The sequence below is a fragment of the Microlunatus sp. GCM10028923 genome (assembly GCF_042666975.1).
GTDB lineage: Bacteria > Actinomycetota > Actinomycetes > Propionibacteriales > Propionibacteriaceae > Microlunatus.
On sequence record NZ_JBHTFF010000002.1, the window covers coordinates 114,626 to 129,718 of the forward strand.

General features: G+C 70.5%; 15 protein-coding genes. 8 read left to right on the forward strand and 7 right to left on the reverse strand.

Annotation, left to right across the window (positions count from 1 at the left end; translation table 11 throughout):
• Positions 1–29 precede the first annotated feature (29 nt).
• Together ACFQU4_RS04685 and ACFQU4_RS04690 are read right to left on the reverse strand one after the other, a co-directional pair.
• Positions 30–635 carry a TetR/AcrR family transcriptional regulator gene (locus tag ACFQU4_RS04685; RefSeq protein ID WP_377487557.1) on the reverse strand — a complete coding sequence of 202 codons (606 nt, stop codon included), beginning with the start codon at positions 633–635 and terminating at the stop codon, positions 30–32.
• Positions 635–1,600, reverse strand: coding sequence for an alpha/beta fold hydrolase (locus ACFQU4_RS04690; protein ID WP_377487559.1), 966 nt, complete (start codon positions 1,598–1,600; stop codon positions 635–637). The genes ACFQU4_RS04685 and ACFQU4_RS04690 overlap by 1 nt, the downstream gene beginning before the upstream one ends.
• Positions 1,601–1,744: 144 nt before the next feature.
• Between ACFQU4_RS04690 and ACFQU4_RS04695 the strand changes: the two genes are divergently transcribed.
• Genes ACFQU4_RS04695 through ACFQU4_RS04705 form a run of 3 tightly spaced genes read left to right on the forward strand, consistent with a single transcriptional unit; the run spans position 1,745 to position 4,823 of the window.
• A complete protein-coding gene (locus ACFQU4_RS04695; protein WP_377487561.1) occupies positions 1,745–2,746 on the forward strand; it encodes a Bug family tripartite tricarboxylate transporter substrate binding protein in 1,002 nt (333 codons plus the stop codon).
• The gene (locus ACFQU4_RS04700; protein ID WP_377487563.1) at positions 2,743–3,318 is read left to right on the forward strand and encodes a tripartite tricarboxylate transporter TctB family protein; all 576 of its coding nucleotides are present in this window, start codon (positions 2,743–2,745) and stop codon (positions 3,316–3,318) included. Before ACFQU4_RS04695 ends, ACFQU4_RS04700 begins: the two co-directional genes overlap by 4 nt.
• Complete coding sequence (locus ACFQU4_RS04705) at positions 3,318–4,823, forward strand: tripartite tricarboxylate transporter permease (protein ID WP_377487565.1); 1,506 nt, start codon at positions 3,318–3,320, stop codon at positions 4,821–4,823. Before ACFQU4_RS04700 ends, ACFQU4_RS04705 begins: the two co-directional genes overlap by 1 nt.
• 4 nt (positions 4,824–4,827) lie before the next feature.
• Here the strand turns inward: ACFQU4_RS04705 and ACFQU4_RS04710 are convergent, their stop codons facing one another.
• Positions 4,828–5,325 (reverse strand): ArsR/SmtB family transcription factor, encoded by a 498-nt coding sequence (locus tag ACFQU4_RS04710; protein WP_377487567.1) that lies wholly within the window; start codon positions 5,323–5,325, stop codon positions 4,828–4,830.
• Between the two features lie 57 nt (positions 5,326–5,382).
• Here ACFQU4_RS04710 and ACFQU4_RS04715 point away from each other — a divergent pair, with 57 nt between their 5' ends.
• On the forward strand, positions 5,383–6,270 hold the full coding sequence (locus tag ACFQU4_RS04715) for a S41 family peptidase (RefSeq protein ID WP_377487569.1): 888 nt from the start codon (positions 5,383–5,385) through the stop codon (positions 6,268–6,270).
• On the opposite strand, the gene ACFQU4_RS04720 is transcribed toward ACFQU4_RS04715, so the two are convergent.
• The gene (locus ACFQU4_RS04720) at positions 6,239–6,673 is read right to left on the reverse strand and encodes a VOC family protein (RefSeq protein ID WP_377487571.1); all 435 of its coding nucleotides are present in this window, start codon (positions 6,671–6,673) and stop codon (positions 6,239–6,241) included. The genes ACFQU4_RS04715 and ACFQU4_RS04720 overlap by 32 nt on opposite strands.
• Positions 6,674–6,699: 26 nt before the next feature.
• Complete coding sequence (locus tag ACFQU4_RS04725; protein WP_377487573.1) at positions 6,700–7,620, reverse strand: NAD-dependent epimerase/dehydratase family protein; 921 nt, start codon at positions 7,618–7,620, stop codon at positions 6,700–6,702.
• A 296-nt stretch (positions 7,621–7,916) separates the two neighbouring features.
• Between ACFQU4_RS04725 and ggt the strand changes: the two genes are divergently transcribed.
• The 3 genes from ggt to ACFQU4_RS04740 are packed head-to-tail and all read left to right on the forward strand — an operon-like array spanning position 7,917 to position 11,818.
• Complete coding sequence (gene ggt / locus ACFQU4_RS04730) at positions 7,917–9,758, forward strand: gamma-glutamyltransferase (RefSeq protein ID WP_377487575.1); 1,842 nt, start codon at positions 7,917–7,919, stop codon at positions 9,756–9,758.
• Positions 9,759–9,771: 13 nt separating this feature from the next.
• Entirely contained in the window at positions 9,772–11,421 is a 1,650-nt protein-coding gene (locus tag ACFQU4_RS04735; RefSeq protein WP_377487577.1) for a long-chain fatty acid--CoA ligase, read from the forward strand.
• The gene (locus ACFQU4_RS04740) at positions 11,411–11,818 is read left to right on the forward strand and encodes an NUDIX domain-containing protein (RefSeq protein ID WP_377487579.1); all 408 of its coding nucleotides are present in this window, start codon (positions 11,411–11,413) and stop codon (positions 11,816–11,818) included. Before ACFQU4_RS04735 ends, ACFQU4_RS04740 begins: the two co-directional genes overlap by 11 nt.
• Here the strand turns inward: ACFQU4_RS04740 and ACFQU4_RS04745 are convergent.
• Both ACFQU4_RS04745 and ACFQU4_RS04750 read right to left on the reverse strand, forming a co-directional pair.
• Positions 11,815–12,714 carry a phosphotransferase gene (locus tag ACFQU4_RS04745; protein ID WP_377487581.1) on the reverse strand — a complete coding sequence of 300 codons (900 nt, stop codon included), beginning with the start codon at positions 12,712–12,714 and terminating at the stop codon, positions 11,815–11,817. The genes ACFQU4_RS04740 and ACFQU4_RS04745 overlap by 4 nt on opposite strands.
• 37 nt (positions 12,715–12,751) lie before the next feature.
• Entirely contained in the window at positions 12,752–13,780 is a 1,029-nt protein-coding gene (locus ACFQU4_RS04750; RefSeq protein ID WP_377487583.1) for a LacI family DNA-binding transcriptional regulator, read from the reverse strand.
• A gap of 135 nt (positions 13,781–13,915) precedes the next feature.
• Here ACFQU4_RS04750 and ACFQU4_RS04755 point away from each other — a divergent pair, with 135 nt between their 5' ends.
• A complete protein-coding gene (locus ACFQU4_RS04755; protein WP_377487585.1) occupies positions 13,916–15,091 on the forward strand; it encodes a hypothetical protein in 1,176 nt (391 codons plus the stop codon).
• Positions 15,092–15,093: the final 2 nt, after the last annotated feature.

The window sequence follows — 15,093 nt, forward strand, 5'->3', positions numbered from 1 at the left end:
GACACGGTCGCAGCACCCGGCGCGGAGCGTCAACGCAATTCGGTGGTCGCACCGCGGCGCAGCAGGGCCAGTAGTTCCGCGGTCGCGGCGGCCGGGTCGGGGGCGGGATCGTCGGTGAGGAAGCGGGCGGCGATGCCGTCGGCGGCACCGCCCAGGATGGTCGCCAGCCAGTCCGGGTCGAGGTTCTTGCGGTACGCGCCGGACCGCTGGGCGGACTTGATCAAGGTCACCAGGGCCGCGTTCTTGGCCGACGGATCGGGGTTCCCGGCGGCCTCGCTCGCGCCGGATTCGATCATGGTCTCGGTGAGCAGCCGGGCCTGCGCCGGATGGGCGGCGACGTAGTCGATCATGCCGGTCAGGTACGCCTCGACGGCGCCGGCCGGATCGGCTGCCGCCTCGACCCGGGCGCCGACGTACTCGACCACGCCGGCGACGACGAAGTCGTACGCGGCCTTGATCACCGCGTTCTTGCTGGCGAAGTGGTAGATCACGGCAGCCTTGGTGATCCCGGCGGCGTCAGCGATCCGCTGCAGCGAGGTGCCCGCGTAGCCGTGCCGGGCGACCAGGTCGATCGTCACCTCGACCAGCTGCGTCCGCCGGGCCTGCTCCGTGAAGGTCGTCCTCTTCGCTGCCATCACAGGCCTTTGGCGAAAGCAGCAAGATCATCGGCGATCTCCTGCGGATACTCACCGCTGATCGCGTGCGACGCCTCCGCATAGACCTTGACCGTGCCGTGCCGCAGGGTCTGCTCGGCGACCCGGGCGGCCTCCGCCGAGTCGTGCATGACGGACTTCCCGGCCATGATCACCAGGACCGGTACGTCGATCGCGGCGAGCTGCTCGGCCGGGAAGCGGGCCGGGGCCGGCAGCTGCTTGGCGTAGCTCTGCATGCCGACCTCGATCAGGTCAGCCACCGGTACGTCCTCGACCGACGCCCCGTTGGCCGTCCAGCTGTTGAAGTCGTCCCGCCAGCTCTTCGGCGCGAACGGCAGCGACACCGGGATGGACCGCAGGATCACCGACAGCGGCAGGTCGTTGAACGACCCCGCCGGATCGAGCACCACCGCCCCGGCCACCTTCCCGGTCCGGTGCACGACATGGTTCAGCACGTTCCAGCCGCCCAGCGACACCCCGAACAGCAGCACCTTCTCCTCGGGCAACTGGGCCAGCGCCTCGTCCAGCCAGCGCGCCTGGTCAGCGCCCGACGTGATCGGCCGCTCCTGGACGCTGCGGCCGGGCTCGCCGATCATGTCCAGCGCGTAGACGTCGCCGAACCGGAGCAGCGCGGGCACGTTGTCCGCCCACATCGGCGCCGAGGCCGAGGTGCCGGGCAGCAGCACCACCGGCGGCGTTCCCGTCGCGGTGCCGGTCCAGCGGTAGAGCCGGACCACCCCGAAGCTCGTCCGCAGGTCGAGCACCTGGTCCGGCTTCGGCAGCTCGGCCATCGCCCGGTCGTATGCGGTGCCGAACCGGTCGTACCCGTCGGCGGACCGGAAGTGCCCGACCGGCGACGGCTCCCGCAGCACGAACGTCACCACCCCCGCGGCGACCAGCAGACCGGCCAGCACGGGAACCAGGACCCGTCCTCGTCGTTGCGCCATCTCCATCCTCCTAACCGAATGGTCAGTGAACTTACCACATGGTCAGTCGCGATGGCGTGTTGTAGCCTGCGGACAACCTCGGGGGTCCAGGATTCCTGCGACCGGGCCCTCGGTTCCGAGCCCGCCCGACGCCGAGTAGGTGCCATGTCCCCACCCCGCTCCAGGCCGAAGTTGATCGGCTTGATCATCTACGCGATTGTCTTCGTCACCGCGACCACGACCGCCGTCGTCTTCTCCGTACGGTCGGCGAGTTCCGACACCGATCTGCGGTCCAACCTGACCTACATCGCGCCGGCCGGCGTCGGCGGCGGCTGGGACTCGTTCGCCCGGGAACAACAACAGGCCATGCGGACCGAGGGCATCGTCAACAACGTCCAGGTGGTCAACATCCCCGGTGCCGGCGGGACGATCGGGCTGAGCAAGTTCACCACCATGACCGGCCAGTCGACCAACGTGATGGCGACCGGGACCGCGATGCTCGGCGGGATCGAGCTGAACGATTCGCCGGTGGACCTGAGCGACGTCCGGCCGATCGCCCGGGTGGCCGAGGACTACGACGCGATCGTGGTCGGGGCCGACTCGCCGTACCAGAGCATCGACGACATCGTCGCGGCCTGGCGCAAGGACGTGAAGGCGGTCACCTGGACCGGCGGCTCGGCCGGCTCGATCGACCATTTGATCATCGCGGCGCTGGCCCTGGACGTCGGCGTCGACCCGGCCGGCATGACCTTCATCCCCAAGTCCGGCGGCGGCGAGGCGATGCAGACCCTGCTCAACGGAACCACCGACGTCGCGGTCACCGGCTACAACGAGATCGCCGACCAGGTGGAGTCGGGCCGGGTCCGGGCGCTGGCCATCTCGGCACCCGACCGGCTGCCCGGCGTCGACCTGCCGACCCTGGTCGAGGCCGGCTACCAGGTCGACCTGGTCAACTGGCGCGGCGTGCTGGCGCCGCCCGGGATCACCGAGGAGGAATACACCGAGCTCAAGGCGATCATCGAGGAGACCCGGAACTCGGCCGCCTGGCAGGACGCGCTGACCCGGAACAAGTGGATCGACTCCTACTTGACCGGAGCCGAGTTCGACCAGTTCATCACCCAAGATCAACAACGGATCGCCGAACTGATCAAGGAGCTGGGACTGTGACCGCCACGGCCGTTTCCGATCAGCCCAAGACCCGTTGGAGGGAAGGGCATTCCGGTTTGATCATGGCCGCGATCATGGCCGGGTTCGCCACCTATTTGATCATCGGCGTCGCCGTGATGGAGATTCCGGAGGGCACCGACCCGCCCGGGCCCGAGGTGTTCCCGACGATCATCGCGATCGCCGGGTACGTGATCGCGGTGCTGCTCGCGATCAGCTGGCTGCGGACTCCGACCCCGGCCACGCCGGCCACCTACGCCGAGGACGACGACGTCTCCGACGAGGAACGCCGGGAGGCCGAGGAAGCGGCCAAGGTGCCCTACCGCGCCTTCTCCGACTGGACCTCGATCGCCTGGGCGTTCGGCGGCTTCGTCGCCTTCGCCGCGCTGCTGGAGTTCGCCGGCTGGATCGTCGCCGCCGCGCTGCTGTTCTGGTGCGTGGCGCGGGCGATGGGCAGCCGGCGGCCGTTGTTCGACCTGACCCTGGCGCTGACGGTGAGCAGCCTGGTCTACCTGGCCTTCGACGTCGCGCTGGGCCTCAATCTTCCGTCCGGGATCATCGGAGGTGGTCTGTGATGGAAGCCCTGACCATGCTGATGGAGGGGTTCGCGCACGCGTTCACCCCGATCAATCTGCTCTTCGTCGTGGTCGGCTGCCTGCTCGGCACCGCGGTCGGCATCCTGCCCGGCCTCGGCTCGTCGATGGCGGTCGCGCTGTTGCTGCCGATGACCTTCGCGCTCGACCCGACCGCGGCGTTCATCATGTTCGCCGGCGTCTACTTCGGCGGGCTGTTCGGCGACTCCACGATGGCGATCCTGATGAACACGCCGGGTCAGGCGTCGGCCATCGCGTCCACGTACGAGGGACACAAGATGGCCCGCGGCGGTCGCGCCCCGCAGGCGCTGGCGACGGCCGCGATCGGCGCGTTCATCGGCGGCATGATCTCCTGCATCGTCGTCGTGTTCCTGGCGCCGACGCTGGCCGACATCTCGACCAGCTTCGGCCCGGCGGAGTACTTCGCGCTGGCCCTGTTCGCCTTCGTGGCGACGTCGTCGGTGGTCGCCGACTCGGTGCTGAAGGGGATCGCCTCGCTGGTCCTCGGGCTCGGCATCGCCACCATCGGGATCGACTCGGTGACCGGCACCGAGCGGCTCAGCTTCGGCGTCCCCGACCTGTTCGACGGCATCTCGCTGGTCACCGTGACGGTGGCCCTGCTGGCGCTGGGCGAGGTGTTCCACATCGCCTCCCGGATCCGGCGGGACCCGGCGTCGAGCTCGATCCGGCGCTCCGGCCGGCCGTTCCTTTCGCTGCGCGAGTTCCGGGAGGCGCTGCCGGCCTGGCTGCGCGGCACGGGCATCGGGCTGCCGTTCGGGGTGATCCCGGTCGGCGGCGCCGACGTACCGACCTTCATCGCGTACGGAGCCGAGCGGGCCCTGGACCGGCGCCGCAAGGATCCGCAGTTCGGCAAGGGCGCGATCCGCGGCCTGGCCGCGCCGGAGGCGGCGGGCAACGCCACCACCGGCACCGCGATGGGCGCCCTGCTGGCCCTCGGCCTGCCGGTCTCCGCGACCGCGGCGATCATGCTCGCCGCCTTCCGGCAGTACGGCCTGCAGCCGGGACCGTTGCTGTTCGAGCGGGCACCCGAGCTGGTCTGGGGCCTGCTGGCCAGCTTCTTCCTGGCCATGATCGTCCTGTTGATCTTGAACCTGCCGTTCGCCCAGCTCTGGGCGAAACTGCTGCTGATCCCGCGGCCCTACCTCTATGCGGGGATCGCCGTCTTCTGCGGCCTCGGCGTCTATGCGACCTCGTCGTCGGTGTTCGACCTGTTCCTGCTGCTCGGCATTGGCATGCTGGCCTTCCTGATGCGCCGGTACGAGTTCCCGATCGCGCCCTTGCTGATCGGGATGGTGCTCGGACCGCTCGCCGAGACCAACCTGCGCGACGCCCTGCTCAGCTCCGACGGCGACTACGCGGTCTTCGTCAGCAGCCCGATCGCCGTGATCATCCTCAGCCTGCTGGTGCTCGCCCTGCTGATCTCGATCATCGGCCGGCTCCGAGCCCGTCAGCGAAAGGACTTCTGACCACTCACTCGGCCTTGCGCCAGACGCCGACGATCACGCCGTGCTCCAGCTCGCGCGGACCCGCCGGGCGCAGGTCGGTGATCAACTTCTCGAGGTGATCACTGAGCGCCGCGGCCTGATTCGCCGTGAGCCGAAGGTGCCGGAGGTTGAGCAGGTGATCATCGGGCGGGATCTCGTCCGCGACGGTCGCCAGCATCGCCCGAATCGGGGCGCCGTCCGGGCCGGTGCCGAAGCGGACCCGCCGACCGACCGGCTGGAAGTACTGCTCGGTGCCGCCGCGCACCGTACGAGTCCGGCCCTTGCGGACCAGCCCGGCGCTGACGAGGACGCCGAGGTGGTGCGCCACGTTGCCCTTGTTGATGCGCAGCCGGTTGGCCAGCTGACTGATCGTCGCCCCGTCCCGGTCGAGCGAGGTCAGGATGCGGTTCCGCAGCGGATGGGACAGCGCCCGCAGCTGGTCCGGCCGGGTGGCGTCGATGACATCGGCAAGATCCTGGTCCATCCATCAAGCGTCAAGAACTGTTGTCGCTTGGTCAAGCCCGTTGCTGAACTGCGGACCATGACGACGACCCTGCTGGACGACCTGGAACGGCTGGTCCGGAACCACTACATCCTCGAACCCGCGATCGACCCGATCGTGACCGCGCTGCACGCCGGCGGCCCGCTGCCCGAACCGCCGGAAGAGCTCGCCGGAGAACTGACCCGGCGCCTCCAGTCGGTCAACCACGACGGCCATCTGCGGGTACGGCATCGTCCGGACGGCGCGATCGACGGCTTCGACTCCGACGCGTACGAACGGAAATACGCGGCCGAGGCCCGGACCAACTCCGGCGGCATCAAGGAGGTCCGCCGGATCCAGGACGGGGTCTGGCTGCTCGGCATCGCCCCGTACCTGTCCGAGGTGCATCTGGCCGCCCCGTACGTCGAGGCCGCGTTCACCCTGCTGGCCGACGCGCGGCACCTGGTGATCGACGTCCGCGAGACCCGGGGCGGCACCCCGGAGACGGTCGCCCTGATCTGCTCCCAGCTGACCGGCCGGCAGCCGGTGCACCTGCAGGACATGGTGTTCCGCGGCGCGCCGCCGCGGCAGTTCTGGACCCGGCCGGTACCCCGGCCGCTGCGGCCCGACCTACGGGTCGACGTCCTCACCGGTTCCGGGACGGTGTCCGGCGGCGAGGAGCTCGCGTACAACCTGCAGGCCCTGGGCCGGGCGACGGTGATCGGCGAGACGACCGGCGGCGGCGCCCATCCGGTCGAGGCGTTCCGGCTGACCGAGGTGCTCGAGACGCTGATCCCGATCGCCCGGTCGGTGAACGCGGTGACCGGCACGAACTGGGAGCAGGTCGGCGTCGTCCCGGACCATCCCTGTCCGGCGGCCGACGCCCTCGACGTCGCCCTGGCGACAGCAGGGCCGCTCAGCCGATCGACTCGGCAAGGGAGACGATGATGCCTTCGGGACCGCGGACGTAGGCCATCCGGATGGCGTGCTGCCACTCACCGACCGACCCGACCAGCCGGTAGCCGGCCGCCGTGACCTGGTCGACCATCGCGTCGAGGTCGTCGACCATGAAGGCCACGTTCCGCAATCCGAGTTCGTTGGCCATCGCCGTCGGCGAGCCCGGCCGGTGGTCGGGGCGGGTGAAGCTGGACAGCTCGAGGGTGGTGCCGCCGGTGGGCGCGCGGAGCATGACGATCCGGGTGCTGGAGTCGGGGATGCCGATCACCGTGTCGAGGAACTCGCCCTCCACGGTCATCGGATCGCCGAGCACCTCCAGCCCGAGCGCGGCGAAGAAGGCGGTGACGCCTTCGAGGTCGGCGACGGTGATCCCGACGTGGTCGAAGCTGCGCACGCCCGGACGAGGCCTGCCGTCGGCCGTCAACGCGGGTTCTCCGTGCGCCAGGCCACGTAATCGGCGACCGCTCCCGCCACATCGAACGCGGGTTCGAAGCCCGTCTCGGCGCGGAGGCGCGAGATGTCCAGGTACGGGTGCTCCGGCGCATCCGCTGCGGGAGCGCCGCTGAGCTCGATCCCGGTGCCGGGCAGGGCGGCCGTCAGGGCGTCGGCGAGTTCGCGCGGCGTGTACGGGAACCCGCTGCCGACGTTGTAGGCGGTGTGCCGGAGCACCTCGGCGGTGATCAGGAGCGCGATCGCGCGCCCGGTGTCGCGGGCGTAGCCGAAGTCTCCTCCCCCGTCGGCGGCGAGGGCACCCGGTCGCTCGCCGCGCAGGACGGCGCTCACCAGCGGCGGGACCGGATTGAACGGCGACTCCGGGTGCATCAGCGGCCCCCAGGTGCTACCGATCCGCAGCAGCACCGGCTGCACCCCGGTGCCGGCGAGCGCGAACTGGGTGATCGGCTCGACGGCCTTCTTGAAGGCGGCGATCGCGTGCGGCAGCTCGGCGAGCGGGAGGTCGAGGTCCTCGGTCCAGGGCCGCTCCGGCCGTCCCTCGTACACGCTGATGCTGCTGGCGACGGCGAACCGCCGCACCCGCCAGGTTCGCGCCGCGTCCAAGGCGTTGACGAGCCCGGCCAGGTCGCGCCGGAAGAAGTCCATCGGATCCGGCTCCGGGATGCTGCCGGCCAGATGCACGATGGCGTCGATGGCGTACCGGTCACCGAGAGCCAGGAACGCGTCCCGGTCGGTGATGTCCAGGCGTTCCACGGTGACGCGGCCGGCGAGGAAGGAGGGCAGGTCCGTCGAGCGATGCCCCGTCACGATCACCTCTTCGCCGAGGTCGGCGAGCGCGGCGGCGGTGTTCGCGCCGATCATGCCGAGACCGCCGGTGACGAGGATCATCGCTCGGCTCCGCGGTCACAGGCCCCACGCCATTCGATGATCACGAGATCGGGGACCCGGTGCAGGGTCGGTTCCAGGTCAGCCATGGCTCGAAGGTACGAAGGACCGACCCCGGATGGCTTGAACAAATCCAGCATCCTGGTCCGACCCGAGCCCGCGATGACGACACGAAACCTGGCCCGGCGCCGGAGAGAATCCGGTTCATCGATCCGACCCGCCGGACGATCGCGCGTCGCCACTTGGCACGGGCACCCGTTCTGCCAAGAATGGGAGCCTGCGAACCGAAGGAGACGGCGATGTCCGATCGAGTGTCCCGACGAACCCTGATCGCGGCCGGAGGGTCGGCGGCACTCGGAGCGACGGTGGCCGGCGTCCCGGTGGCGTACGCCGACCGCCGCGGACGTGGCGGTGGTGGTGGCGGCGGGACGGTGCCGGAACCGCTCAAGGTGCCGGAGGCGATCGGGCGCGGCGGTGCGGTGGCCTCGGTCGACCCGTACGCCAGCGAGGTCGGGATCAAGGTGCTCCAGGACGGCGGCAACGCGGCCGACGCGGCGATCGCGATGGCGGCGACGCTCGGCGTGACGGAGCCGTACTCCTGCGGGCTCGGCGGCGGCGGCTTCTTCGTGTTCTACGACGCCCGCAGCGGCAAGATCAGAACGATCAACGGGCGGGAGACCGCGCCGGCCAGCTTCACCGAGGCTCAGTTCACCGACGGCAGCGGCAAGGCGCTCGACTTCGACACGGTGGTCAACTCCGGCCTGTCGGTCGGGGTGCCCGGCACACCGGCCACCTGGGCCGTGGCGGCCCGCCGGTTCGGCACCCGCAAGTTGGACGAGCTGCTCCGGCCGGCCGAGGACCTGGCCCGGCGCGGCTTCGTCGTCGACGCGAACTTCAACGCTCAGACCGCGGCCAACGCCGAGCGGTTCGCGATGTTCCCGGAGACGATCCGGGTGTTCCTGCCCGGCGGCGAGGTCCCCGAGGTCGGCAGCGCGCTGCGCAACCCGGACCTGGCCGACACCTACCGGCGGCTCCGGGAACGCGGGATCGGCGACTTCTACCGCGGCCGGCTGGCCCGCGCCGTGGTCTCCGAGTCCCGCCGGCCGTCCACGGCGCCGGGCGTCGAGGTGCTCGGCGGCAAGATGACGCCGGGCGACCTGCGGCACTACTCGGCGCCGGTGCAGCAGCCGACCAAGAGCAAGTTCGGCCACCTGGACGTGTACGGGATGAGCGTGCCGAGCTCCGGCGGGATCGCGGTCGGCGCGGTGCTCAACCTGCTCGATGCCTACCTCGAGGTGTCCGGGCTGCCGCTGTCCGAGCTGACCGAGGTGGAGTATCTGCACCAGTTCTCGGAGGCCTGCGCGACCGCCTTCGCGGACCGGAACCGCTGGATCGGCGACGTGCCCGACGTGCCGGTGAAAGAGCTGCTCAGCAAGGGATTCGCGCACGAGCGGGCGAGCCTGTTCGATCCGGACAAGGCGCAGCCGCGGCCGATCCCGTTCGGCTTCCCGGACGGCGACTACGAGGAGCCGCCGGTCAGCGGCGACCGGCAGTCCGAGCCGTACGAGGGGCGCTCGACGACCCACCTCAACGCGGTGGACCGGTGGGGCAACGTGGTCGCGTACACGCTGACCATCGAGCAGACCGGCGGCTCCGGGATCACGGTGCCGGGCCACGGATTCCTGCTCAACAACGAGCTGACCGACTTCAACTTCGTCCCGGTGACGGCGGGCGTGCCCGACCCGAACCTGCCCGGCCCGGGCAAGCGGCCGCGCTCCTCGATGAGCCCGACGATCATCCTCGAGGGCGACCAGCCGGTGCTGGCCGCCGGTACCCCGGGTGGCGCGACGATCATCACCAGCGTCGCCCAGATCATCGCCGGCCACCTCGGCCGCGGGCTGCCGCTGGTCGAAGCGATCGCGGCGGCCCGGCTGAGCTCGCGCAACGGGACCGAGCAGGCCGACCTCGGCCTGGTCGACTCCGAGACCGGCGCGGCGCTGCGGTCGCTCGGCCACAACCTGGAGGCGGCGACCTGGATCGGCAACGCCTCCGGGATCGCCGTCGCCGAGGACCGGCTGACCGCTGCGGCCGAGACCGAGCGCGGTGGCGGCGGCGCGGCGCGCGTCGTCAAGCCGGAGTGAGAGGGGACCGGGGATGAGTTTCGCCAGCACCATGATGGACGTCCCGCTGCAAGTCCGGCGGCTGCTCGAACACGGGACCCGGATCCACGGGTCCAGCCGGGTGGTGACGGCGACCGATGACGGGATACGGACCCGGACCTTCGCCGAGACCGGAGCGCGGGCGGCCCAGCTGGCGCACGGCCTGCGCGACCTCGGCATCGGCGCCGGCGATCGGGTCGGCACCTTCCTCTGGAACAACGACCGGCACGTCGAGGCCTACCTCGCGGTGCCGTCGATGGGTGCCGTCGTGCACCCGCTGAACATCCGGCTGTTCCCGGAGCAGTTGATCTTCACCGCCAATCACGCCGTCGACCGGGTGATCATCGTCGACGACTCGCTGGTGCCGGGCTTCGCCAAGCTGCTGCCGGCGCTGCCGAAGGTCGAGCACGTGATCGTCGCCGGCGACCGGGCCGATCTCGCCGTCTTCGATGATCTTGATGTCGCGGTGCTGTCGTACGAGGAGTTGATCAAGGACCGGGAGACGACCTACGACTGGCCCGACGTCGACGAACGCAGCGGCGCCGCGATGTGTTACACCTCCGGCACCACCGGCGAACCCAAGGGCGTCGTCTACAGCCACCGTTCGATCTACCTGCACGCGCTGGGCGAGTCGCTGCCGGACGTGTTCGGCCTGTCCTCGCGCGACCTGATCCTCGGCGTCGTCCCGCAGTTCCACGTGCTCGCCTGGGGACTGCCGTACGCGGCGTTCGCGACCGGGTGCTCGATGGCGATGCCGGACCGATTCCTGGCGCCGGAACCGCTGGCCCGGTTCATCGCCGAGGCCCGGCCGAACAAGGGTGCCGGGGTGCCGACGGTCTGGGCCGGCCTGCTGCAGTATCTGGCCGCCAACCCGGACGCCGACGTGTCCTCGCTGGAGGAGTTGGTGGTCGGCGGCTCGGCCCTGCCGCCCGGCATGCTGCGCGCGTACGGCGATCGCGGCATCACCATGGTGCACGCCTGGGGGATGACCGAGATGAGCCCGCTCGGCACCCTGGCCCGGCCGCCGGCCGGCGCCGCCGAGGTCGACGTCGAGCGCTACCGGCTCAGCCAGGGCCGGTTCGTCGCGTCGGTGGAGCCGCGGCTGATCGGGCCGGACGGCGCCGTCCTGCCCTGGGACGACGAGTCAGTCGGCGAGCTGGAGGTGCGTGGGCCGTGGGTGGCCGACGCCTACTACGGCGTCGATGATCAGGAGAAGTTCCACGACGGCTGGTTGCGTACCGGCGACGTCGGCGTGATCAGCCCGGACGGCTACCTGCGGCTGACCGATCGGTCGAAGGACGTGATCAAGTCCGGCGGCGAATGGATCAGTTCGGTCGAGCTGGAGGGCCAGCTCGCGGCGCATCCCGACGTGGTCGAGGCGTCCGTCGTCGGCGTACCGGATGAGAAGTGGGGCGAACGCCCACTGGCCGCCGTCGTGGTCCGGGAGGGCGCGACGATCACCTTCGAGGAGTTGCGGGAATTCCTGACCGGCAAGGTGGCCCGCTGGCAACTGCCGGAACGGTGGACGATCGTGGCCGAGATCCCGAAGACCAGCGTCGGCAAGTTCGACAAGAAGCGGCTCCGCCGGTCCTACCGCGAGCAGGAACTCGACGTGACCACGCTCGGTGCCGACCATGATCAATGATCATCGGGTACGGGAGAAGGTCGCCTGGATCCTGCTCCGCGATGATCAACTTCTGGTGACGAGGGTGCACGGCCGGGAGGTGTTCTATCTGCCCGGCGGCATGCGGGAGACCGGCGAGTCGGACAGCCAGACCCTGGTCCGCGAGATCGACGAGGAACTGCAGACGGCGATCGACCCGGCGACGATGCAACACGTCCACACCGCCGAGATCCCGCCCGGCCATCCGGCCCACGGCCCGTTCCGGATGATCTGCTACTCCGCCGATCACCGGGGCGACCTGGTGCCGTCGCAGGAGATCGCCGAGAAGGCCTGGTTCCGTTACGAGGATCGGGATCGGGTGTCGGTCGTCGACGCGCTCGTCTTCGACGCCCTGCACGAGACCGGCCGGCTGCCCTAGCTGTGTGAGGCGGTGCCGTCGGGCGGCGGAAGCCCCAGCGATGACGCTGCCCAGGCCAGGTCGATCGCGACCAGCCGGGTCATCACCGCCGCCAGCCAGCCCGGCAGCGGATCGTGGAGAACCCGACGGGTGAGGGTGGCGGCACCGGCGGCGGCCCAGGGTGCGCCGTCGGGCATGACGTCGTACGGAAGCGCGCCGCCTTCCAGGTGCAGGGTCGGGAGCAGACCGGCCAGATCGTGGTCGGCGCTGCCGCGGGTGGTCTGGCTCCAGTCGACGAAGACCGCACGGTCGCCGTCGATGCAGATGTTGTCGCTGCGAAGATCACCGTGCACCAGGCTCGTTCCGCCCTCGTCGCAACGGGCTTCGGCGGCGACGAGCTGCGGCCCGGCGTCGTCGAGCCAGCCCTCCGAGCACAGCTGCAAGGCGAGGAAGGCCGTCCGCTCCGGGCCGGACAGCAGGCCGGGCCAGCGAGCCTGGATGCGCGGCGTGGCCGGGAAGACGTCCGGTGCCTCGATCCGGGCCAGCTCGGCGACCGCGGTGAGCAGGAGCTCGACATCGCCGGGGCGCCAGACCACGCCCTGATGGTTGGCCGGCCAGTGCGCCCGGCTGAGATCTTCCGTGACGAGAATCGGGCGGCCGGGCCCGTCGAGCCACGCGATGATCTTCGTCGCGAACCGCTCCGGAACGTGTTGCAGGGAAAGGTGTTCGGTGCGGAGCCAGTGCTCGGTGTCGTCGTCGGTGGCGGCCTTGACGAAGACGCGGCTGCCGTCGGCCAATCCGACGGAGTGCCGGCTCGCGCTCGACAGACCGGTGTCGGGGACGGCCCACGACGTGGTCGGCCGGCCCAGGGCCTGTTCGACTCGGCGGCGGAGCTCGGCATCGGGTTCGTCCGGCATCAGGCCCTCCCGTTCGGTCGTTGCAGCAAGCTATCAGCTAGTAGCGGCCCTGGGCGTTGATGATCAACTTCGCGTCCAGCTCGCGGCGGCGCGGGGGTGCGGCGGGGTCGGCCAGGCGCTCGAAGAGGAGCTCGGCGCCGGCCCGGCCGACCTCGTACGGGAGGCTGTCGATCACCGTGATGCCGAAGGCGGCAGCCATCGGGAAATCGTCGAAGCTGACCACGTCGGGACGTGCCGCGACGAAGGCCTCGGACTGCAGCAGGCCGACGCAGAGCCGGTTGTTGTCGACGAAGATCGCGTCCGGTTCCTCCTTGATCAACAACTCGGCGGCCGCCCGCCGGGCGTCGTCCTCGGTGATCAACTCGTCCCGGACCAGGGCCGGATCGACGGGCAGGCCGGCGGCGGTCAGGGCGGCGACGTAGCCGGCCCAACGTTCCTGCGCGCCGCTGCCCCGGCGGGGGTGGCCGAGGAAGGCGATCCGCCGCCGCCCCGCGGCCAGCAGGTGCTCAACGCCGCGCCGGGTGCTGGCCTCGTTGGTCGTGGTCACGGCGTCCATGGCTCCGCCGAGCCCGGGCGGCGGCGAGTCGACGAACACGATCGCCGAGCCGTACGCGGCCTCGTGCGCCAGATAACCAAGATCATCACCGACCGGCGCGATGACCAGGCCGGCCACCCGGTGCGCGAAGAAGGACTGGATCTGGCGGCGTTCCAGCTCGGGATCGTTCTGCGCGTCGGCGGTCAGCACCAGATAGCCGCGCTCGGCGGCGACGGCGTGGATGCCGCGCAGGATCGGGGCGAAGAACGGGTTCATGCAGTCGCCCAGCGTGACGCCGATCGTCGTCATCGCCTGGCTCTTGCGGCGCAGCCCGGCCGCCACGTCGTTCAGGCGGAAGCCGAGCCGGTCGGCCTCGGCGACGATCCGCTGCCGGGTCGAGGCGCGTACCCCCGGATCGCCGCGGAGTGCCCGGGACACGGTCTTGATGCTGACCCCGGCGGCCTCGGACACCTCCTGCAGCCGGGGCCGACGCGGACCGGGCGGTGGGACGGCCGGTCGGTCGGTGCTCATCTCGGGATTGTAGGCGGAGCGTTGACACCCGATTTCGCGCCTGCCTACAGTCGTCCCGACACGATTGACAACGTTGACATTTCGTGACCGCGGCCCGTCCGAGTGCGTGGTCCGGGCCGGAAAGGACCACCTGCGATGGCTGGATCTTCGAAGACCGTCGGCGCCGCGTTGCTTGCCGGCGTCGCCCTGTGCGGCGTCCTCGGTACGTCGGCGCTGGCCGCGACGACCGGGCCGGCGGCCGGAACCGTACCGGCGGACCGGTGCAGCGCCGGCGCGCCGTACCACTCCCGCGGACCGCTCGGCACCCCGACCGCCACCGCGAACACCGAGGTGACCGAGGCGTTCCGGACCTTCGGCAACAACGGCGGCGGCTGGCCGAACCAGGGCGGCTGGGCGGCCTCGGACGGGGTCTATTCGACGACCGTCCCGGGGAAGGGCGTCGTCTGGCTGATGAACGACACGTTCCTCGGCCCGGTCAATCAGGACGAGAGCATGACCGAGCCCGGCTTCATCCACGGCTCGATCCTGCTCGGCGGCGCGGACGGCCTGCCGGACACCACGATCACCGGCGGCACCCGGGACGAGCCGAAGTCGATCGCGGACCCGCCGGGCGCGGTCGACGGCGACCCCTGGTACTGGAACGGCGACGGCATCATGGACGGCGGCAAGCTCCGCGTCTTCGAGTACCGGATCGGGAAGACCGACGGCGAGCCGCCGTGGAACTTCGGCTGGATCAGCACCGACATCGTCACGTACACGGAGGACTTCAAGGTCGAGCGGGTCACCACCTCGTACGGCGAGGCCGGCGGCGTCAGCTGGGGCACCGAGCTGGTGCAGTGCGGCCGGCACACCTACATCTACGGGCTCAAGGACAACACCATCCACCTGGCGCGGGCCCGGGCGGGCGGATTGACCGGCAACGACTGGGAGTTCTGGAACGGCTCCGGCTGGTCGTCCGATCCGCACTCGACGGTCGCGATCACCACCGACGTCGGCGCCTCGTACAGCATCACCCCGATGGGCGGCGAGTTCGTCCTGACCACCACCTCCGCGGCGATCTTCACCGATCACCGGGTGTACGTCGCGACGGCGCCCACGCCGATCGGCCCGTGGAGTCCGAAGACCCCGGTCTACACCGCGCCGGAGGGCGGCGTCGGCAACCTGTACGCGCCGTACAACGTCGCCGCCCATCCCGGCCTCAGCAAGCCGGGCGAACTGGTGATCTCGTACAACGTGAACAGTCAGCAGGGCGACGATCTGCTCGCCAACGCCAACAACAACCGGCCGAGGTTCGTCACGATCCGCTTCTGATC